The sequence below is a fragment of the Rubellimicrobium roseum genome, from assembly GCF_006152145.1.
GTDB lineage: Bacteria > Pseudomonadota > Alphaproteobacteria > Rhodobacterales > Rhodobacteraceae > Rubellimicrobium > Rubellimicrobium roseum.
In genome coordinates, this window is sequence record NZ_VDFV01000011.1 from 54,319 (window position 1) to 73,168 (window position 18,850).

Consider the following 18,850-nt stretch of genomic DNA (forward strand, 5'->3'; position numbering starts at 1 on the left):
CCGGGCGGGACCTTAGGCCCGGTCGCAACGGTCGGGAAGGGGAAAGCGGCGCCCCCGCGCTCGCGACCGGAAAACTCCCCGAGAGGCCGGCGCGAGCGTCAGCGCCCCCGCCGCCCCGGCACGCGGGACAGGAAGTGCGGCGGTCGCCGGGCCACCCAGTCCACGAACCGCGCGAGTCGAGGATGCGCCCGCAGCGCCTCGGGCGTGGCGTAGTCGCGCGCGAGCTCCGCCTCGGTCAGCGTCGCGTGGATCTCCTTATGGCAGATGTGGTGCAGCCGCACCGTGGGCCCGCCCTTGCCGCCCTTCAGCTTCGGCACGAGGTGATGCAGGCTCTGGGGCGCGTCGGCCGGGATCGGCCGGCCGCAGAGCGCGCAGGAGGGCTCCTCGGCCGGAACTTCGGACCTGACCTGTTCGCGAAGGCGGATGCGGTGGGAGCGAGCCATGGAAAGGATGTCGGCATCTTGGCCCCTCGGGACAAGGCGTCTGCGGGGCCGCTGGCGCGGGCGTGACGCCGCAGGGCGTCCTGTGGCCTTGCGCACGGGCTAGGCCGCTGGCACCTCCCGGCGATCCTTCCGCCCCGGAGCCCGCCCGTGCCTCACCCTGACGCTCCACCCCCGACGCTCGACCTGCCCGGCGCCCTCGTGATCGGCGCGGGGCCCGCGGGCCTCGCGGCGGCCGAGGTCCTGTCCGCCGCGGGCCACCCCGTCCTCGTGGCCGAGGCCATGCCCTCCGCGGCGCGCAAGCTCCTGATGGCGGGCAAGTCGGGTCTCAACATCACCAAGGACGAGGCGCCCAGTCCCTTCCTTGCCGCCTACGGCCCCGACCTTCCGCCTGCGCTCCGGGCCGCGCTGGGCGACTTCGGCCCGTCGGAGGTCATGGCCTGGATGCGCGAACTCGGGCAGGAGCCCTTCACGGGCTCCACGGGCCGGGTCTTTCCCGTGGCCTGGAAAGCCTCGCCGCTCCTGCGCGCCTGGCTCGCCCGGCTGGCGGAGCGGGGCGTGCACCTGCGCACCCGGTGGCGCTGGGAAGGGTTCCGGGGCGACGCCGCCCTCCTCAACACGCCCGAAGGCCCGCGCCTCCTGCGGGCCCGCGCCATCATCCTCGCCATGGGCGGGGCGAGCTGGCGGCGGCTCGGCTCGGACGGCGCCTGGGCCGCGCACCTGCCCGACGTGGCCCCGTTCGCGCCCTCGAACATGGGCCTCCTGGTGAACTGGTCCCCCCACATGGCCCGACACTTCGGCGAGCCGGTCAAGAGCGCCGCCTGGAGCGCCGGAGCCCTCGTCTCCCGGGGCGAGGTCGTGGTCTCGGCTCGGGGGCTGGAGGGTGGGGGCCTCTACCCCCTCTCGCGTCCCTTGCGCGAGGGCGCGGCGCTTCGGCTCGACCTCGTCCCCGACCTGACCGAGGCCGCGCTCCGCGACCGTCTCGGCCGACGCGGCCGGGACAGCCTGCCCAACCACCTGCGCAAGCGGCTCGGGTTGGAGGGCGTCCGCGCCGCGCTCCTGCAGGAATGGGGTCGTCCATTGCCCCTCGATCTCGCGCCCCTCCTCAAGGCCCTGCCCGTGCGCCACGCGGGGCCACGCCCGCTCGATGAGGCGATCTCCACCGCCGGGGGGTTGCGCTTCCGCTCCCTGACCGACGACCTGATGCTGAGGGACTGCCCCGGCATCTTCGCCGCTGGCGAGATGCTGGACTGGGAGGCGCCGACGGGCGGCTATCTCCTCACGGCGTGCCTCGCCACGGGGAGGCGCGCGGGGCAGGGGGCGGCGGCCTGGCTCGGGCGCTGATGCGCCGCCGAATCACGTCGGGACAGAAGCCGCCCTGGCAGAGGGCTCCCGGCTTTCCATCGCCCCCCCGTTCGGATTAGGTGGGCGCGACCGCGACGAGGAGACCCGCCATGGCCCGATCCACCCGCCTGGGTGCCGCCAGCGCACTTGCGCTGATGCTGGGCTCGCCCACGCTCGCGCAGGACCGCGCCGTGACCTACACGCTGTTCGGCACGCCGGGGCTCCTGGAGATGCCTTCGGCCATCAGCGCCGAGGATGGCGAGATCGCGGGCACGGTGGGCCATTTCGGCGGACAGACCCGCACCACCTTCACCTTCCAGGTCACGCCGCGCCTGTCGGGCTCGTTCCGCTATTCGGGCATTCCCGAATACACCCCCGATCCCGACGAGAACTTCTGGGACCGCAGCTTCGACCTGCGCTTCCGCTTCAACGACGAGGGGCGCTACCTGCCCATGGTCGCGGTGGGCCTTCAGGATTTCCTGGGCACCGGCGTCTACTCGGGTGAATACGTGGTGGCCACCAAGACCCTGGGCGACGCCTTCCGCGTCACCGCGGGCCTGGGCTGGGGGAGGCTGGGCACCCACAACGGCTTCACCAATCCCCTGGGCGTCCTCGACGACCGCTTCGAGACCCGCCCCGACACCTTCGAGGGCGGCGACAAGGGGGGCACCCCGGGCATCGACGCCTTCTTCCGTGGCGACGCCGCGGTCTTCGGCGGCATCGAATGGGCCCCCAACGAGCGCTGGGTCCTCAAGGCCGAGTATTCCTCGGACGACGCCTATGTCGACGATAACGGCGACGAGCTGTTCGAGGTCGCCTCGCCCCTGAACTTCGGCGCGACCTGGCGCCCGCTGCCCGGGATCCAGCTCGGCCTGGCCTATCTTTACGGCACCCAGCTCGCCTTCACCGTCACGGCGACCGTGAACCCCAACGACCGGCCTTTCGGTGCCGGCCTCGATCCCGCGCCCCAGCCCGTGGCCGTGCGGGCCGAGGCGGTGCGCGCCTCCCAAAGCTGGGACCGCGCCGAGCTGTCCGAATCGGCCCTGCGCGACCGCCTGCGCGCCGCGCTCCGGGCCGAGGGCGTGGAACTCCTGGGGGTGCAGCTTGCCGATCGCAGCGCGCGGATCCGCTACGCCAACACCCGCTACCGCGCCGAGGCGCAGGCCATGGGCCGCGTCCTGCGTATCCTGACCCAGGAGCTGCCCCCCTCCATCGAGACGCTCACCCTCGAGCCCGAGCAGCAGGGCGTCCCGCTCGCCGCGGCGACCTTCGCCCGCTCCGACGTCGAGGCGCTGGAGAACGAGGTGGGCGGCACTGCCGCGGCGCTCGGCCGCCTGCGGCTCGAAGGCGCCGGCCCGGCCGCCGGGCTCGTGCCGGTGGCCCCGGCCAGCCCGGACTTCACCTGGAGCCTGCGGCCCTATGTGGGCCTGTCGCTCTTCGACGCCAGCGACCCCTTCCGCCTGAGCTTCGGCGCCCAGCTCTCGGCCTCTTACCGGCTCCGGCCCGGCCTCGTGCTCTCGGGGGCCGTGCGCCAGAGGATCGTGCGCACCAGCGAGCCCGACACCACCGAACGGGAGCCCGTGGGCGGGGTGCCCGTGGTGCGACGCAACGCCTCGCTCTACGGCGCCGACGGCGGCCCGGTGCTCTCGAACCTGACGCTGGCCTGGTACGGGCACCCGAGCCGCGACCTCTACAGCCGCGTCACCGTGGGCTACCTGGAGACGATGTACGGCGGCGTCTCCTCCGAATTCCTGTGGAAGCCCGTCGAGTCGCGACTGGGCGTCGGCGTCGAGGTCAACTATGCGGTGCAGCGCGACTTCGACCAGGACTTCGGCTTCCGCGACTACGACGTGGTCACCGGACACCTGTCCACCTACTACGATTTCGGCAACGGCTTCCACGGCCAGATCGATGCGGGGCGGTTCCTCGCGGGCGACTGGGGGGCAAGCTTCTCGCTCGACCGCGAGTTCGAGAACGGCTGGAGCGTGGGCGGCTACTTCACGCTGACCGACATCCCCTTCGAGGATTTCGGCGAGGGGTCCTTCGACAAGGGCATCCGCCTGACGATCCCGATCGACTTCGTCCTGGGGACGCCGACCCGGCGCGAGGTGGACACCGAGATCCGCTCGCTCAACCGGGACGGGGGCGCCCGGCTGGGCGTCGAAGGGCGGCTCTACGAAATCGTGCGCGACGGTCACTACACGGAGCTCGAGGATTCATGGGGACGGTTCTGGAGATGAGGCGGACGCTCGTCATCCTGGCCGCGGCGCTCGCCTTGGCGGGCTGCGGCGGCGAGACGGCGCAGAGCCCGGCCGAGGTCCAAGCCCGAGCGGCGGGCGCCGTGGGGCAGGTGCAGCGCGTCTTCGGCGGCCTGGGCACGCGCACGTCGGTGAGCGCGCCCCGCGCCGTGCCCGGCGGCTTCACGCCCCAGGCCATCGCCGCCGAGCCCGGGGCCTATCGGCTCGTCCAGATCAACGCGCTGGGCTTGGCCGAGCCGGCGCGACTGCTTCAGGAGAACGGCGACGAGACCACGCTCGCCCTCCAGTCGGGGCCTACGGCGGCCTTCGACGGGGGCGTGCTCGTCGCCACGCGCGGCTTCGGCGACGACCTGCTCACGATGGAATCGGGCGACGTGCGCGCGGCTCTTCGCGCGGGTGGCGGGCAGGTCACGCGCCGGATGGAAGCGCTCGACGGCCAGGACCAGGTGCTGACCGACAGCTTCGCCTGCACCATCACCCCAGCAGGCCGCGAGACCGTCGATCTGGGCCTGCGACAGGCCGACCTGGCCCGATTCGATGAGAACTGCCGCGGCACGGCCATCATCTTCGACAACATCTACTGGCTCGACGACGCGGGCCAGATCGTGTCATCGCGGCAATATGTGTCGCCGACTGTTGCATATTTGCGCAGCAGCCGACTTTGAATCATCGGACTCACGCCAGAGCGGCTGCCTTCCCTTGAGACACAAGCGCTATAACACTATCACCACTTCAACGTCTTGTTACCAACTGGAGTAGAGACATGCGCCTCACCACCGCCCTTCTCGCCGCCGCGGTCGCTGCGACCGTCGCCGGCCAAGCCGTCGCCGGCGGCTTCGCCCCCGTCGTGGCCGAGCCCGAGCCCGTCGTGGTCGTGGAGCCCGAAGCTCCCCGCTCGACCTTCGGCCTCCTGCTGCCGCTCGCGCTGCTCGGCGGCCTCGTGGCCATCGCCGTGGCCTCCGACGACGACGAAGGCGACTCGAGCCCCGTCTCGCCCGAGTGATCGGCGCGATCTGATCGGCTCTTTCGCCACACTGCGGCAAGAACCGGCAAGGCAGGCCCATGGGCCTGCCTTGTTTCGTTCAAAGGCCGGTGCCATGATCGCGACGACGGCCATGGCCGTACCTATCCACAGGAGCACTAGCATGAAGAACCTCAAGGTCCTCGCCCTTTCGGCGGCCGTGGCCGCGACCGTCGCCGGCCAAGCCGTCGCCGGCGGCTTCGCCCCCGTCGTGGCCGAGCCCACGCCCGTCGCCCCCGAAGTGATCGTGGAGCCCGAAGCTCCCCGCTCGACCTTCGGCCTCCTGCTGCCGCTCGCGCTGCTCGGCGGCCTCGTGGCCATCGCCGTGGCCTCCGATGACGACGAAGGCGACTCGAGCCCCGTTTCGCCCGAGTGATCCGACTCTTCGCCACATCGTGGCGGGAACTGACAAGGCAGGCCCCCGGGCCTGCCTTGTCGCATTTCGGGACGGTCGAATCGGCGGCTCAGCCTGCGAGCCGCATCAAGACCCGCTCGAGAATCGCCGCATCCGGCACCGGCCGGCCCGAGCGGAGCGTGAGGTCCAACTCCACCAGCGTCCGCAGCGCCTCCTCGACGCGCTCCCGCCGCCAGGTCTCGGCCCCTCGCTGAAGCATCTGCCGCCGCGCCCCGCCCGCCGGGGGCCGCAGCGACGCCAGTCCTGTCTGCACCCCGCCCGGATCGCTGGCGACCTGCAGGAGCGCCCGCACGTGCCGCAGCGCCTGGATCGTCACCGCCACCGGCCCCATCCCCTGCGCCGAAAGCCGCGCCAGCAGCGGCGCCACCCGATCCCGCCGCCCCTCGGTGATCGCCGCAAGGAGGTCGTCCATCTCCGCCTCCTCCGCCTGCGGCGCGAGTGCGCTCACCGTGGCATCGTCGAGCGGCCGGCCCTCGCCCAGCTCGTGCAGCGCCAGCCGCTCCACCAGCCCCCGGAAGTCGCCGGGCGACAGGCTCTGGGCAAGACCCACCAGATGCGCGCGCGCGGCCGGGTCGGGCCGCAGCCCCGCCTCGCGCAGGAGGTCCAGCACCTCGCCTTCGGTCGGCGGATCGTCATAGAGCGTGATCGCCGCCGCGTCGCGCCGTCCTTCGAAGAGCTTGCGCAGAGCCCCCTTGGAGGGCAGGGCGCCGCCGGTGACCACCAGCCGCGCATCCTCCTTGGACCAGGCTTCCAGGGCCGCCCCCAACGCCGGGGCAAGGCCATCCGTGGCCTCTTCCACCAGGACCGCACGCGGGCCCGGGAAGAATCCCACCGCCTTGAGCGCGTCGATCACCAGCGACGGGTCGCGCCGCAGGTCCGCCCCGGCGATCCGCTCCAGCCGCATGTCGGCCTCGCCCTGCGGCCCGATCAGCGCTAGCACCAGCTCGGTCCGCGCCTGCGCCACCCGCGCCCCATCCTCGCCCGAGATCAGCACGCCTGCGACCGCCGGATCGGGCTTGCGCAGGAACGCCTTCCCATCGCGCGAGGACAGCTTCACCGCAGCGTGCCTTCAGGCAGGAGAAGCAGCCGCATCACCACCTCGTCCGCCAGAAGGATCATGAGCCGCTCCCGCGCGTCCTCGGCCGCGGTGCGGCTAGCGACGATGGGCCCGGTGGCGGAATAGCCGGTGAAGGCCGTGGCCTCGCTCTCGGCCAGCACCGTTCCCGAGGCGTCCGTCAGCCGCCAAGGCGCCCGACCCTGCAGATTGTATCGCGTGATGGCGCCTTCGGGCGTCACGGCCGCCTGCACGACCTCGACCGCAGGGTCCATCGCCAGCGTCGCGACCGGTGCAGCCGCGCGTCCCAGCCGGTCCTCCAGTCGGGCGCGCAACTGAAAACCGTCGGAGGTCTCGGGCGTCTCGACCGCCACGAGCCCCCGCAACGCCGTCCCCGACCCGCCCGGCCCATAGGCCGGAGCGAAGCCGCAGGCCGCCAGCGCGAGCGGGGCCAGCAGCAGGGCGCGGCGCGTCCGGTCAGGCCACAACGTTGACAATCCGGCCGGGGACCACGATCACCTTCTTGGGCGGGGCGCCCTCCAGGCTCTTGGCCACGGCCTCCAGCGCCAGCCGCTCGATCTCCTGCACGGCCAGGTCGCGGGGCACGCTGATCTCGCCCCGGCGCTTGCCGTTGACCTGGATCGGCAGGGTCATGCTGTCCTCGATCAGCATGGCGGGGTCGGCCTTGGGCCAGGGCGCCTGCGCGCAGAGCCCCACGCCGCCCAGCAGCGTCCAGAGCTCCTCGGCGAGGTGCGGCGTCATAGGCGCCATGAGCTGCACCAGCGTCCGCGCAGCGCGGACCTTGGCCTCGGCCCCCGCCTCGGACTTCGCCAGCGCGTTGGTAAAGCCGTAGAGCTTGGCGATGGCGGCATTGAAGCCGAAGCTTTCGATGCCCCCGCTCACCTCGGCGATCACCTTGTGCCGCGCGCGCTCCAGCGCCGCATCGGCCGCGGGATTCGCCGGAGCCTCCGACGCGGCCGCCTCGTGCGCCAGACGCCAGACGCGGCCCAGGTGCCGGAAGGCCGCCTCGGCCCCTGCGGCGGTCCATTCCACGTCCCGCTCGGGCGGCGAATCGGAGAGCACGAACCACCGCGCGGTGTCGGCCCCATAGGTCGCCACGATCCCCACGGGGTCCACGACGTTCTTCTTGGACTTCGACATCTTGGCCGAGGGGATGACCTCCACCGACTCGCCGGTCGCCTTGAGCGTGCCGCCCTCGACCTCCTCGGGGAAGTGGTAGACGGGGCGGCCGTTCGCGTCGCGGGTCTGGTAGATCTCGTGCGTGACCATGCCCTGCGTGAACAGCGCGTCGAAGGGCTCACACGCGGCGGCGGGCAGGTGCCCCGTCTTCACCATCGCGCGGGCGAAGAAGCGGGAATACAGCAGGTGCAGGATCGCGTGCTCGATGCCGCCGATGTACTGGTCGACGTTCATCCAGTAGGCCGCCTCGTCCAGGTCGGTCGGCGTGGCGGACTGGGGCGCCGTAAAGCGCGCATAGTACCAGGACGAATCGACGAAGGTGTCCATCGTGTCCGTCTCGCGCCGGGCCTCTCCGCCGCAGGACGGGCAGGGGACCTTGCCCCAGGACGGATGGCGGTCGAGCGGGTTGCCCGGCCGGTCGAAGGTCACGTCCTCGGGCAACCGCACGGGCAACTGGTCGCGCGGGACGGGGACCGCGCCGCAAGCCTCGCAATGGATGACCGGAATCGGGCAGCCCCAGTAGCGCTGCCGCGACAGCAGCCAATCGCGCAGCCGGTAGCGCGTGACGCCCTTGCCCCAGCCCAGTCCTTCCGCGAAGGCGATGGCCGCCTCGACGCCCGCATCGCCGCTCTGCACCTCCTCGCCCGCGAACAGCTTCACATAGCGCACGGGCTCGGACTTCTGGGGCACGAAGGCCTCGGCGCCCTCCTCGGGCCGCACGTGCTCGCCCTCGACGGGCACAAAGGTCGAAACCACCGGCAGGCGGTACTTGCGGGCGAAATCGAGGTCGCGCCCGTCATGCGCCGGACAGCCGAAGATCGCCCCGGTGCCGTAGTCCATCAGGATGAAGTTGGCGATCCAGACCGGCAACTCCCATGAGGGGTCCAGCGGGTGCCGTACGCGCAAGCCGGTGTCGATGCCCGTCTTCTCGGCGGTCTCGATGGCCTCTTCGGTCGTGCCGCCCTTGCGCGCCTCCTCGCAATAGGCGGCGATCTCGGGGTTCCGCTCGGACAGCGCCTTGGCCAGCGGGTGGTCGGGGCTCACGGCGACGAAGCTCGCGCCCAGCAGCGTGTCGGGCCGGGTCGTGTAGACGGGAATCGCGTCGAAGCCCGGCGCGGGAGTGGTGAGCGCGAAGGACAGCTCCAGCCCCCGGCTGCGCCCGATCCAGTTGGCCTGCATCAGCTTCACCTTGGACGGCCAGTCGTCCAGGCCCTCCAGCGCGTCCAGCAGGTCCCCGGCCATGTCCGAGATCTTGAAGAACCACTGCGTCAGCTCGCGCCGCTCCACCTCCGCGCCCGAGCGCCAGCCCTTGCCGTCCACGACCTGCTCGTTGGCCAGCACCGTCATCTCGACCGGGTCCCAGTTCACGACGGCGGCCCGCCGCGTCACCAGCCCGGCGTCCAGCATGTCGAGGAACAGCGCCTGCTGCTGGCCGTAGTATTCGGGATCGCAGGTGGCGAACTCGCGGCTCCAGTCGATCGAGAAGCCCAAGGGCTTCATCTGCCCGCGCATGTCCGCGATGTTGGCGTAGGTCCAGTCCTTGGGATGGCCGCCAGAGGCCATGGCGGCGTTCTCGGCGGGCAAGCCGAAGGCGTCCCAGCCCATCGGGTGCAGCACCGCGTGCCCCGTCGCGCGCCGGTGCCGCGCCACCACGTCGCCCATGGTGTAGTTGCGCACATGCCCCATGTGGATGCGCCCCGACGGATAGGGGAACATCTCCAGCACGTAATATTTCGGCTTCTCGGGGTCCGCCTTGGCGCGGAAGCACCCGGCCTCGTCCCAGGCCGCCTGCCAGCGGGCTTCGATGGCGGGGGCGGAGTAGGCGGGCATGTCGGGACGGGACATGGGCGATCCTTCGGGCATCGGGAAACGCCTTCGCTCATGGCCGAGCGGGGCACCCTTGTCCAGCCCGCCGAACCATCCCGTCCCAAACGAAGAAGGGCGGCCCGATGGGCCGCCCTTCCGTCCGGTTCCCGTGAGGGATCAGAATTCCAGCGAGACCAGAACGGTGGTGCCGCCCTCGTACTCGCGGGCGCCTTCCTCGTCCTCGTCGGCATAGGAGGCGATCAGCTCGGCGCCGTTGCCCAGGTCGTACTCGACGCCGGCGTAGCCGCCGTCTTCCTGGATGTAGCCGGCGTAGAACTCGATGCCCGCGCCCGAGTCGTAGCCGACTTCGAGGCCGTAGTTCGAGTTCTCGTCGTCGTCGTCGCCTTCGAACTCGTTGGCGTCACCGCCTTCGGGATTGTCGATCGCGTCGCCGTCATCCTCGATTTCATAGAAGGCCGAGACCGACAGCGGGCCCGAGGCGTAATCCGCCGACACGCCCAGAGAGTTCTCGATGTCGTCGAAGCCGGCGTCGAAGTCGCTGGCATCATTCTCTTCGAGGACATAGTAGGCGCCGAGGGTCACCGGGCCGACCGGGTAGGCGACTTCGAAGCCGAGCGAGCTGTCCTCGAGGGTCTGGTCCGAGGCGTAGGCCACGGCCACGTCGGCTCCGCCGAAGGTGGTGCCGGCCGACAGCGCGAACACTTCGGACACTTCGAAGTCGTCATAGGCCTGATACTCGCCGGCCGGGTTGTCGACGATCTCGGATTCTTCTTGATAGGCGACCGAGAAGGTGAAGCGGGCGAGCGTGCCCGAGGCACCGATCGAGAGCTGGTCGAGGTCGTCCTGGGGACGCTCTTCCTCGGCATCCGCGACGGTGTACGAGACCGAGGCCTCTACGCCGCCGAAGAGGGCGTCGCCGCGCAGCACAATTTCATCGTCCTGCTCCGAGAAGCGGTCGGCAAGCATGTTGCCGGCGGCGTCCCAATGCGTGAAGGCCGCGAACTCGGTGTCGCCGAAGAACAGGCCGCCTTGCTCGGTGGTCAGGCTCAGCAGGAAGTCGTCATCGACGCCCACGTCGTCTTGGCCCGAGGCATCCTCGTCGGTGATGTTCAGGCCGAACGACGCGGTGGCTGTCACGCCGTTGTTCAGTTCCTGCGTCAGGGTGACGCCGAGGTCAGCTTCCCAGAAGAAGCCTTCGCCGTTGTCGACGTCGCCGTTGACGTCGGTGTCGCCCTCGTCGCGCGGTTCCGAGCCGTTGTCTTCGTTGAAGCCGAGCGTGGCGCTGCCGCCGAAGACGACGTCGGCAGACGCGGCGCCCGCGAAGGCCAGGATCGACGCCGTGGCCAACAGGATGCTTTTCATGGTTTCCCTCGTGTTGTGCATTCCCGAGAATGCCAGATCGACTAGCATTGGCCCGTGTTTGAGCCTTCGGGGGGCCACATTCAACAGTCTCGGAACCGTGAGGAAGGCGGGCAACGAAATTGATGCAGGCAGGCCACACAGGTGGAAACGGGCCCTGAGCCATGGCAAGGCGGACGTCGCAATATGCCAGCTAGGGCGCGACCGGGCCTTGCCCAGGGCCGCTGGCGGTCGCGCATAATGGGGGTGGAATGGAACCGCAAGGGCTCGAATCGATCCGGGCGCGGCTTGGCGCCGCGGAAAGGGAGGCCGGCCGCGCGCCGGGGTCGGTGACTCTGCTGGCCGTGTCCAAGGTCCAGCCCGAGGACCGCGTCCGCGCCGTGCTCCGGGCCGGCCAACGCATCTTCGGCGAGAACCGCGTGCAGGAGGCGCAGGGGCGATGGACCCCGCTGCGCGAGGAGTTCGAAGGGGTGGAGCTGCACCTGATCGGCCCCCTCCAGACCAACAAGGCGCGCGCGGCGGTGGAGTTGTTCCAGGCCATCCATTCGGTCGACCGCCTCCGTCTCACGGAGACCCTGGCGCGGCTCGCGCAGGAGCGGGGCGCCTCCCCGGACCTGTTCCTTCAGGTCAACACGGGGCGCGAGCCGCAGAAGGCGGGTTGCCTGCCCGAGGAGGCCGATGCCCTGGTGGCCCGCGCCCGCGCCCTCGGCCTGCCGGTCCGGGGACTGATGTGCATCCCGCCCGAGGGCGAGGACCCGGTTCCGCATTTCCGCCTGCTGCGGGGCATCGCGGAGCGGAACGGCCTGCCGGGCCTGTCGATGGGCATGAGCGGCGACTTCGAGGCCGCCGTGCGCGAGGGCGCGACCCATGTCCGCGTGGGCTCGGCGATTTTCGGGGACCGAGTCAGCGCACCACCAGCCGCGACCGGGGCGTGAGGCGGGCCGCGATCCAGCGCAGATCGCTTGGGCGCAGCGCGATGCAGCCCGCCGTGGGCGCCCCCGGCCTTCGCCAGCGGTGCACGAAGATGGCCGAGCCCCGACCCGGCCGCGCCGGGCCCATGTTCCAGTCCGTCACCAGCACGAGGTCGTAGAGCGGGTCCGCCCGCCGCAGCCGCTCGTGCGACGGGCCATAGGGCGCGCGGACCGGGCCGTTGTAGCGGGCATCGCGCGGGTCGTCCGACCACAGGTCGCCGGGCCGGATCGGCGTCGCGGCTGCCGTGGGCGGTGTCATCCGGTCGGGCCGGTAGAGCACCCCCGCGATCCCGTGCGCGCCCTTGGGCGTGCAGCCGTCGCCTTCCCGCTTGTCGTCCGTCAGGCCACGCCGGCCGCGTGTGCAGGGAAAGACCCGGCCCCGGAAGCGCAGCCCCCGCGGCGTCACCACGAGGTCCTCGGGCGCGATGCGGATCGTATCGCCCCTCACAGCAGGTGCCCGGACTTGGCGGCCTTGGTCGCGAGATAGGCCGCGTTGTGATCGTTGAGCCCCACGCGCAGCGGCACCCTTTCAGCCACGCGGACCCCGGCCTCCTCCATCAGACGCACCTTGCGCGGGTTGTTGGTCAAAAGCCGCACGGCCCCGAACCCCAGGGCCTGCAGCACCTGAGCCCCGACGCGGAAGTCGCGCTCGTCGTCCTCGAAGCCCAGGCGGTGGTTGGCCTCCACGGTGTCGAAGCCCTGGTCCTGCAGGGAATAGGCGCGCATCTTGTTGGCCAGCCCGATCCCACGGCCTTCCTGGTCCAGGTAAAGCAGCACCCCTGCGCCTTCCTCGGCCATCCTGGCCAGCGCCGCCTGAAGCTGGGGGCCGCAGTCGCACTTGAGGCTGCCTAGCAGGTCCCCGGTGAAGCAGGCCGAATGCAGCCGCGCCAGCACCGGCGCGTCGCGCGGGGGCGAGCCGATCTCCACCGCCACGTGCTCGGCGTCGTCGAGGGGAGAGCGGAACACATGCACCCGTCCCGCCTGAGACACCGCGAGTGGCACCCGCGCCGACACGACCTCCGACAGCGGCGCGAGCGACGCGTCGCGCGTGGCGGCCGCGGGCACCGCCACGATCCCCTCGGGCGCGGGGCCTGCCAACGGCACCAGCAGGGCGGCCGGCAGCAGCCGCGCGGACTTCGCCAGCCGGATCGCCGCGCGGGCGAGCGCGGGGGAGGGGCCCTCGCCGTCCCGCAAGGTCATGAACGGCCCCTTCAGAGGCCGCGCGAGGTCCTCGGCCGGGTCTGCGGTCCCCAGGACCCAGGGCAGGTCCGCGTCCTCCGGCACCCGCACGCGCGCGAGGTCGCCGTCATAGGCCCGCGCCCGCAGGGTCTCGGCCCGCCGCGCGGTCAGCGCCAGGATCACCTCGCCCGCCGCGCGCAGGCCCTCCAGCCGCCGAACGGTGGCCGTCTCGGCCGCCAGCGCCAGGGCGCGCGCGTCCCCGTCGGTCAGCAGCACGGGCAACCCCATGCGCAGGTCGGCGCGGGCGCGCGCCAGGCGTTCGGCATCACTGAGGGCGAGAAGGTCGGCCATGGCTTCCCATACCCCGGCGAAGGCCGGATTGAAACAATCGGGCCCCAGCCGACACATGGGCGTGAGAAATCCTACAAGCCCTTGGACTGCAAAGGGTTCCTCCCCATCTGCGCCCCTGTGAACATCCAGTGTTCGAACGGAGGCCGCGATGGCGCAGCTCAAGAAGATTCTCCTGGTGGACGACGACGACGACCTGCGCGAGGCGCTGTCCGAGCAGCTCGTGCGGACCGAGGATTTCGACGTCTTCGAGGCCGCCACCGGCCAGGACGCGTTGGCCAAGACCAAGGCGGGGCTCTTCGACCTCGTGATCCTCGACGTGGGCCTGCCCGACACCGACGGGCGCGAGCTCGCGCGTGTCATGCGCAAGCAGGGCGTCAAGTGTCCCGTCGTCATGCTCACCGGCCACGACTCGGATTCGGACACGATCCTGGGCCTTGATGCCGGCGCGAACGACTACGTGACCAAGCCCTTCAAGTTCCCGGTCCTTCTCGCCCGGCTCCGCGCCCAGATGCGCACCCACGAGCAGTCCGAGGACGCCATCTTCCAGCTCGGCCCCTACACCTTCCGGCCCGCCCAGAAGCTCCTCGTTACCGAGGACGACAAGAAGGTGCGGCTCACCGAGAAGGAGACCAACATCCTCAAGTTCCTCTACCGCGCCCAGGACGGCGTGGTGCCGCGCGACGTGCTGCTGCACGAGGTCTGGGGCTATAACGCGGGCGTCACGACGCACACGCTGGAAACGCACATCTACCGCCTCCGCCAGAAGATCGAGCCCGACCCCGGCAACGCCCGACTTCTGGTCACCGAGTCCGGCGGCTATCGCCTGGTCGCCTGAGCGGCGGTTTTTTGGGCGTTGCCCCGGAACCTGGCACAGGCTCGACCGTTGCCCCTACGTCCCCTCGATGGCGGGGCAATGCCATCATCCCTCCCTGTTGGACTTGGCCCGGAGCTTGCTCCGGGCCTTTTTTCTGCGTCGCCGAATTTTTGTCGCCCGGGGATTGCGGACGGATGCAATCGGCCCCGCCATCCCTTATATGGTGGACGAGGGCGCATGGCGCGCCCCCGACTGGGCCCGCCCGGCCCGACAGGACCGACGATGCTTTCGACCCGACTGGCTTCCGCCCTCCTCCTGACCGCGCTGGCCGTCCCCGCCCTGGCCCAGGACGTGAGCTATCAGATCACCAACGACAGCGGCCTCACGCTGATGGAGCTCTATTCCGCCCCCGCGGGCGAAGGCTCGCTGGCCAGCGACGACCTCCTGGCCGCTCAGGTCCTGCCCGCGGGCGAGACCGGCACCGTCACCATCGCCGGCGGCTCCGAGACCTGCGACCGCGACATCCGCTTCGTCTTCGAGGACGGCTCGGAGAAGACCGACACCGTCAACGTCTGCGACAGCGCCAGCTACACCCTCAGCCCCGGCTGACGCGAAGCGACAGGGCCGCCGATCCGGGGCGCCGGCCGCAAGGTCAGGCGCCCTTTTCCCGTTTGCGGGAAAGGTGGGTTTTCCGCACCTCTCCGTCGGGATTTCCCGACCTGACGGCCGGGGGCGCCGGGGGTAGGACAGGGTCATTGCAGACCCACCCTTTCCCGGAGCCTTTCCCATGACCCGCTTCCTTTCCCTTGCCTCCGCCCTGGCCCTCGGCGCGTTCGCGGCGCTGCCCGCCGCCGCCCAGTCCTACGAGATCCGCTTCCAGAACAACTCGGGGGCGACGGTCTACCGGATCTACTCCTCGCCCACCCACAACCAGAACTGGGAGCGGGACCTCCTCGGCGCGAACGTCCTCTATCCGGGCCAGGGCCTGGACGTGATGATCCACAACGTGTCGAACTGCTACTACGACGTCCTGGTCGAATGGGAGTCGGGCTACCAGGAGACCGACACCTGGGACATCTGCTCCTACAGCCAGTACAATATTTACTGACAGTCGATCCTCCCGGACGCCGGGTTCCCCCCGGCGGCGCTTGCGGCTATCAGGGGCCGCCCACGGAGACGCCCATGCCCCTGACGCTCGCCACCTGGAACATCAACTCGGTCCGCCTGCGGGAAGGGCTCGTCGCCCGCCTCCTGCGCGAGGAGGACCCGGACATCCTCTGCCTGCAGGAATGCAAGTCCCCGGCCGAGAAGATTCCCGTCGCCACCTTCGCCGCACTGGGCTACCCGCACGTCGTGATCCGCGGCCAGAAGGGTTACAACGGCGTCGCCATCTTCTCGAAGCGCCCCCTGGAGGACGCGGGCAGCGTGGATTTCGCCGGCCTGAACCACGCCCGCCATGTCGCGGCGCGCCTGCCCTGCGGTGCGGTGATCCACAACGTCTACGTCCCCGCCGGAGGCGACATCCCCGACCGCGTGGCGAACGAGAAGTTCGGCCAGAAGCTCGACTTCTTCACTCACCTGCGCGACCATTTCCGCGCGGATCGCCCCCGCCGCGCCATCCTCGTGGGCGACCTCAACGTCGCCCCGCAGGAGGACGACGTCTGGTCCCACAAGCAGATGCTCAAGGTCGTGAGCCACACCCCCATCGAGGTCGAGCACTTCGAGGACGCGCGCGAGGAGGGCGGCTGGGTCGACGTCACCCGCCTCGACCGCCCCCAGGGCAAGCTCTATTCCTGGTGGTCCTACCGCGCCCCCGACTGGCACGCCGCCGACAAGGGCCGGCGGCTCGACCATGTCTGGGCCTCGCGCGACATCGTGGGCGCGACCCACGGCAGCCGCATCCTGCGCGACGCGCGCGGCTGGGACGGGCCCTCGGACCATGTGCCGGTCTTCGCCACCTTTGACCTTTAAGCTATCAAGGAATTCTTAACCGTTCTGTGGCAGAGTGATTCCCGAGCGCCGGGTTGCCAACCCGGGCCGGGGTAGGGGAAGCTGTGCCGTTCAGGGGTGGACTACAGCTTCCCCACCACCTCGGCCACGACCGCGCCCAGGGCGTGGTGCGCTTCCGCCTCGAAATGGATGCCGTCCTGCGGGCTCACCTCGATGACCTCCGCGGCATCGAGGAACGCCGCCCCTCGCGCCTCGGCCAGCGCCCGGTAAAGCGGCGCGAGCTGCCGCGACACCGCGCGCGCGCCGGTGAACTCCGACGCGATGGGCCCCTGCTCCAGAACCGGGGGCGGGCAGATCAGCAGCACGCGGAATCCCCCGTGCCGCGTCTGCATCTCCGGGCCCATGGCGATGTCCAGAAGCCCGGCGATCCCGGCCGCGACCTTTTCGGGCGTCGCGCCGAATCGGGTCTTCACGTCGTTGGTGCCCAGCAACAGCGTCATCGCGTCGATGGGGCCGTGGCTCTGGAGCGCGATCTTGATCCCCTCGCGCCCGTCCATGTGCGCGCCCATCACCGGGTCGGGGAACTGCGCCGTCCGCCCCGGCAGACCTTCCTCGACCACCTCCCAGCCGGGCAGGCGCCGGGCGGCCACCCGAGGCCAGCGCGTGTCGGCGTCGAAGCGGGCGTACTCCCCGCGCGTGACGATGGGCGGCGTGCCGTGGGTGTTGCTGTCGCCGAAGCACAGGAGGATGGGCATGAAAAGGGCTCCGATGGGGTCCGCGCCACGCTAGGCCGGAGCCCCGGAGCGGTCAAACGGCCCTTCACCTTCCCGTCCGGCGCACACATATAGCGGGGCAAGGATCAGGAGGGACATCATGGCTCAGGCGGCGCAGGCGCAGCGCGACATCATCGACGGCACCGACGCGGGCTTCATGAAGGATGTGGTCGAGGCCTCGCAGGAGGTACCCGTCATCGTCGATTTCTGGGCGACCTGGTGCGGCCCCTGCAAGACGCTCGGCCCCGCGCTGGAAGCGGCGGTGACCAAGCAGAAGGGCAAGGTCCGGCTCGTCAAGATCGACGTGGACAAGAACCCCGCCTTCGCGGGCCAGCTCCGCGTGCAGTCGATCCCCACGGTCTACGCCTTCTGGCAGGGCCAGCCGGTGGACGGCTTCCAGGGCGCGCTGCCCGCCAGCCAGGTCGACCAGTTCGTCCAGAAGCTCGCCGACCTCGCCGGAGACGGCGGCCTGGGCGAGGCCATCGAGGCCGCCGAGGCCATGCTGGAGGAAGGCGCGGCCGTGGACGCCGCCCAGACCTTCGCCGCCATCCTGCAGGAGGAGCCCGAGAATCCCCGCGCCTATGCGGGCCTCGTCCGGGCCATGATCCTCGCGGGGGACCTCGACCAGGCCGAGGCCATCCTGAACGGCGCTCCGGCCTCGATCGCGCTCAAGCCCGAGCTGGAGGCCGTGCGCGCCCAGATCGCGCTGGCCCGCCAGGCCGCCAAGGCCGGCCCGGTCGAGGAGTTGACCGCCCGCGTGGCGGCCGATCCCGCCGACCACCAGGCCCGCTTCGACCTCGCCACCGCGCTCCATGCCTCCGGCCGGGTGCAGGAGGCGGTGGACCAGCTCCTGGAGATCTTCCGGCGCGACCGCGAATGGAACGACGGCGCGGCCAAGGCGCAGCTCTTCCAGATCTTCGACGCGCTGCCGCCCAAGGACCCGATCGCGCTCGCCGGTCGGCGGAAACTCTCCTCTCTCATCTTTGCCTAAAGCACAGGCGGTCTAGATCCGACACATGCCACTGCCCGCTGAGCTGCCCGACACGATCGCGATATTCCCGTTGCCAGGGGCGCTCCTGCTGCCCCGGGCGCGCCTGCCGCTCCACATCTTCGAGCCGCGCTATCTCGCGATGGTGGAGGACGCGCTCAAGACGCCGGACCGGCTCATCGGCATGGTCCAGCCGCGCGAGACGCCGAACGGCCCGGACAAGCTCCAGGCCATCGGCTGCGCCGGGCGGCTCTCGGCCTTCTCCGAGACCGAAGACGGGCGCTACATGATCACGCTCTCGGGCGTGTCGCGCTTCCGCATCCTTCACGAGGTCGAGGGCTTCACCCCCTATCGCCGCTGCGAGGTGTCCTGGACCGGCTTCGAGCGCGACCGCGGCGCCACCGAGAAGGACCCCGGCCTCGACCGCACGCCTTTCCTCGACCTGCTGAACCGCTTCTTCCAGACGCAGGGCCTGTCCACCGACTGGGATGCCGTGCGCGAAGCCGAGGACGAACTCCTCATCAATTCCCTGTCCATGCTCTGCCCCTTCCCGCCCGAGGACAAGCAGGCGCTCCTTGAAGCCCCGACGCTGCCCACCCGGCGCGAGACGCTCGTGACGCTGATCGAGTTCGCGCTCCACGGCGGCGAGGCGGGCGAGGTGATGCAATGACCGACCCGACCGCCTCCATGTCCGAGGAGCCCCGCCTCCCCGGCTTCGACCCCCGCATGCTCGAGGCCCTGGTTTGCCCGCAGACCCACGGCGTGCTGACCTATGACGCCGAGCGGCAGGAGCTGATCTCCCGCGCCGCCCATCTCGCCTATCCGATCCGGGACGGCATCCCGATCATGCTGGCCTCCGAGGCGCGCGGCCTCGACTGACGCGAAATCGCACGGGCCGGCCCTAGC

The 18,850-nt window shown here is 70.8% G+C and carries 21 protein-coding genes; 13 read left to right on the forward strand and 8 right to left on the reverse strand.

Annotation, left to right across the window (positions count from 1 at the left end; all coding sequences use genetic code 11):
• Positions 1-98 precede the first annotated feature (98 nt).
• A complete protein-coding gene (locus FHG71_RS10225) occupies positions 99-443 on the reverse strand; it encodes an HNH endonuclease (RefSeq protein ID WP_139081548.1) in 345 nt (114 codons plus the stop codon).
• Positions 444-626: 183 nt separating this feature from the next.
• On the opposite strand from FHG71_RS10225, the gene FHG71_RS10230 reads away from it, so the two are divergent.
• From FHG71_RS10230 to FHG71_RS10250, 5 genes are all read left to right on the forward strand, one after another.
• The gene (locus FHG71_RS10230) at positions 627-1,784 is read left to right on the forward strand and encodes a TIGR03862 family flavoprotein (protein WP_139081631.1); all 1,158 of its coding nucleotides are present in this window, start codon (positions 627-629) and stop codon (positions 1,782-1,784) included.
• 110 nt (positions 1,785-1,894) lie between these two features.
• Positions 1,895-4,024 carry a YjbH domain-containing protein gene (locus tag FHG71_RS10235; RefSeq protein WP_139081550.1) on the forward strand — a complete coding sequence of 710 codons (2,130 nt, stop codon included), beginning with the start codon at positions 1,895-1,897 and terminating at the stop codon, positions 4,022-4,024.
• On the forward strand, positions 4,021-4,707 hold the full coding sequence (locus tag FHG71_RS10240; protein ID WP_176559368.1) for a YjbF family lipoprotein: 687 nt from the start codon (positions 4,021-4,023) through the stop codon (positions 4,705-4,707). Before FHG71_RS10235 ends, FHG71_RS10240 begins: the two co-directional genes overlap by 4 nt.
• Positions 4,708-4,805: 98 nt before the next feature.
• Entirely contained in the window at positions 4,806-5,045 is a 240-nt protein-coding gene (locus FHG71_RS10245; RefSeq protein WP_139081553.1) for a hypothetical protein, read from the forward strand.
• Between the two features lie 142 nt (positions 5,046-5,187).
• The gene (locus tag FHG71_RS10250) at positions 5,188-5,439 is read left to right on the forward strand and encodes a hypothetical protein (protein ID WP_139081554.1); all 252 of its coding nucleotides are present in this window, start codon (positions 5,188-5,190) and stop codon (positions 5,437-5,439) included.
• A gap of 88 nt (positions 5,440-5,527) precedes the next feature.
• On the opposite strand, the gene holA is transcribed toward FHG71_RS10250, so the two are convergent.
• From holA to FHG71_RS10270, 4 genes are all read right to left on the reverse strand, one after another.
• Positions 5,528-6,535, reverse strand: coding sequence for a DNA polymerase III subunit delta (gene holA / locus FHG71_RS10255; RefSeq protein WP_139081556.1), 1,008 nt, complete (start codon positions 6,533-6,535; stop codon positions 5,528-5,530).
• A complete protein-coding gene (lptE, locus tag FHG71_RS10260) occupies positions 6,532-7,020 on the reverse strand; it encodes an LPS assembly lipoprotein LptE (RefSeq protein WP_139081558.1) in 489 nt (162 codons plus the stop codon). The genes holA and lptE overlap by 4 nt, the downstream gene beginning before the upstream one ends.
• The gene (gene leuS, locus FHG71_RS10265; protein WP_139081632.1) at positions 7,010-9,562 is read right to left on the reverse strand and encodes a leucine--tRNA ligase; all 2,553 of its coding nucleotides are present in this window, start codon (positions 9,560-9,562) and stop codon (positions 7,010-7,012) included. Before leuS ends, lptE begins: the two co-directional genes overlap by 11 nt.
• A 153-nt stretch (positions 9,563-9,715) precedes the next feature.
• Positions 9,716-11,035, reverse strand: coding sequence for a porin (locus tag FHG71_RS10270; protein ID WP_246045412.1), 1,320 nt, complete (start codon positions 11,033-11,035; stop codon positions 9,716-9,718).
• A 134-nt stretch (positions 11,036-11,169) separates the two neighbouring features.
• Here FHG71_RS10270 and FHG71_RS10275 point away from each other — a divergent pair, with 134 nt between their 5' ends.
• Positions 11,170-11,853, forward strand: a complete 684-nt coding sequence (locus tag FHG71_RS10275) for a YggS family pyridoxal phosphate-dependent enzyme (RefSeq protein ID WP_139081559.1) — start codon at positions 11,170-11,172, stop codon at positions 11,851-11,853.
• Here the strand turns inward: FHG71_RS10275 and FHG71_RS10280 are convergent.
• On the reverse strand, positions 11,822-12,316 hold the full coding sequence (locus FHG71_RS10280; protein WP_139081634.1) for a L,D-transpeptidase family protein: 495 nt from the start codon (positions 12,314-12,316) through the stop codon (positions 11,822-11,824). The genes FHG71_RS10275 and FHG71_RS10280 overlap by 32 nt on opposite strands.
• 17 nt (positions 12,317-12,333) lie before the next feature.
• Positions 12,334-13,419 carry a GTP cyclohydrolase II gene (gene ribA, locus FHG71_RS10285; protein ID WP_246045413.1) on the reverse strand — a complete coding sequence of 362 codons (1,086 nt, stop codon included), beginning with the start codon at positions 13,417-13,419 and terminating at the stop codon, positions 12,334-12,336.
• Between the two features lie 148 nt (positions 13,420-13,567).
• On the opposite strand from ribA, the gene FHG71_RS10290 reads away from it, so the two are divergent.
• The 4 genes from FHG71_RS10290 (at position 13,568) to FHG71_RS10305 (ending at position 16,204) form a co-directional block, all read left to right on the forward strand.
• Entirely contained in the window at positions 13,568-14,254 is a 687-nt protein-coding gene (locus FHG71_RS10290; protein ID WP_139081562.1) for a response regulator transcription factor, read from the forward strand.
• Between the two features lie 261 nt (positions 14,255-14,515).
• Complete coding sequence (locus tag FHG71_RS10295; RefSeq protein ID WP_139081563.1) at positions 14,516-14,842, forward strand: hypothetical protein; 327 nt, start codon at positions 14,516-14,518, stop codon at positions 14,840-14,842.
• Positions 14,843-15,020: 178 nt separating this feature from the next.
• On the forward strand, positions 15,021-15,341 hold the full coding sequence (locus FHG71_RS10300; RefSeq protein ID WP_139081565.1) for a hypothetical protein: 321 nt from the start codon (positions 15,021-15,023) through the stop codon (positions 15,339-15,341).
• A 74-nt stretch (positions 15,342-15,415) separates the two neighbouring features.
• A complete protein-coding gene (locus tag FHG71_RS10305; protein WP_139081566.1) occupies positions 15,416-16,204 on the forward strand; it encodes an exodeoxyribonuclease III in 789 nt (262 codons plus the stop codon).
• Between the two features lie 101 nt (positions 16,205-16,305).
• Here FHG71_RS10305 and FHG71_RS10310 read toward each other — a convergent pair whose 3' ends face one another.
• Positions 16,306-16,938 (reverse strand): SGNH/GDSL hydrolase family protein, encoded by a 633-nt coding sequence (locus tag FHG71_RS10310; RefSeq protein ID WP_139081568.1) that lies wholly within the window; start codon positions 16,936-16,938, stop codon positions 16,306-16,308.
• Between the two features lie 118 nt (positions 16,939-17,056).
• Here FHG71_RS10310 and trxA point away from each other — a divergent pair, with 118 nt between their 5' ends.
• Genes trxA through FHG71_RS10325 form a run of 3 tightly spaced genes read left to right on the forward strand, consistent with a single transcriptional unit; the run spans position 17,057 to position 18,823 of the window.
• On the forward strand, positions 17,057-17,947 hold the full coding sequence (gene trxA / locus FHG71_RS10315; RefSeq protein ID WP_139081570.1) for a thioredoxin: 891 nt from the start codon (positions 17,057-17,059) through the stop codon (positions 17,945-17,947).
• 25 nt (positions 17,948-17,972) lie between these two features.
• On the forward strand, positions 17,973-18,614 hold the full coding sequence (locus FHG71_RS10320; RefSeq protein WP_139081571.1) for an LON peptidase substrate-binding domain-containing protein: 642 nt from the start codon (positions 17,973-17,975) through the stop codon (positions 18,612-18,614).
• Positions 18,611-18,823 (forward strand): Trm112 family protein, encoded by a 213-nt coding sequence (locus tag FHG71_RS10325; RefSeq protein ID WP_425467344.1) that lies wholly within the window; start codon positions 18,611-18,613, stop codon positions 18,821-18,823. Before FHG71_RS10320 ends, FHG71_RS10325 begins: the two co-directional genes overlap by 4 nt.
• Positions 18,824-18,850 lie beyond the last annotated feature (27 nt).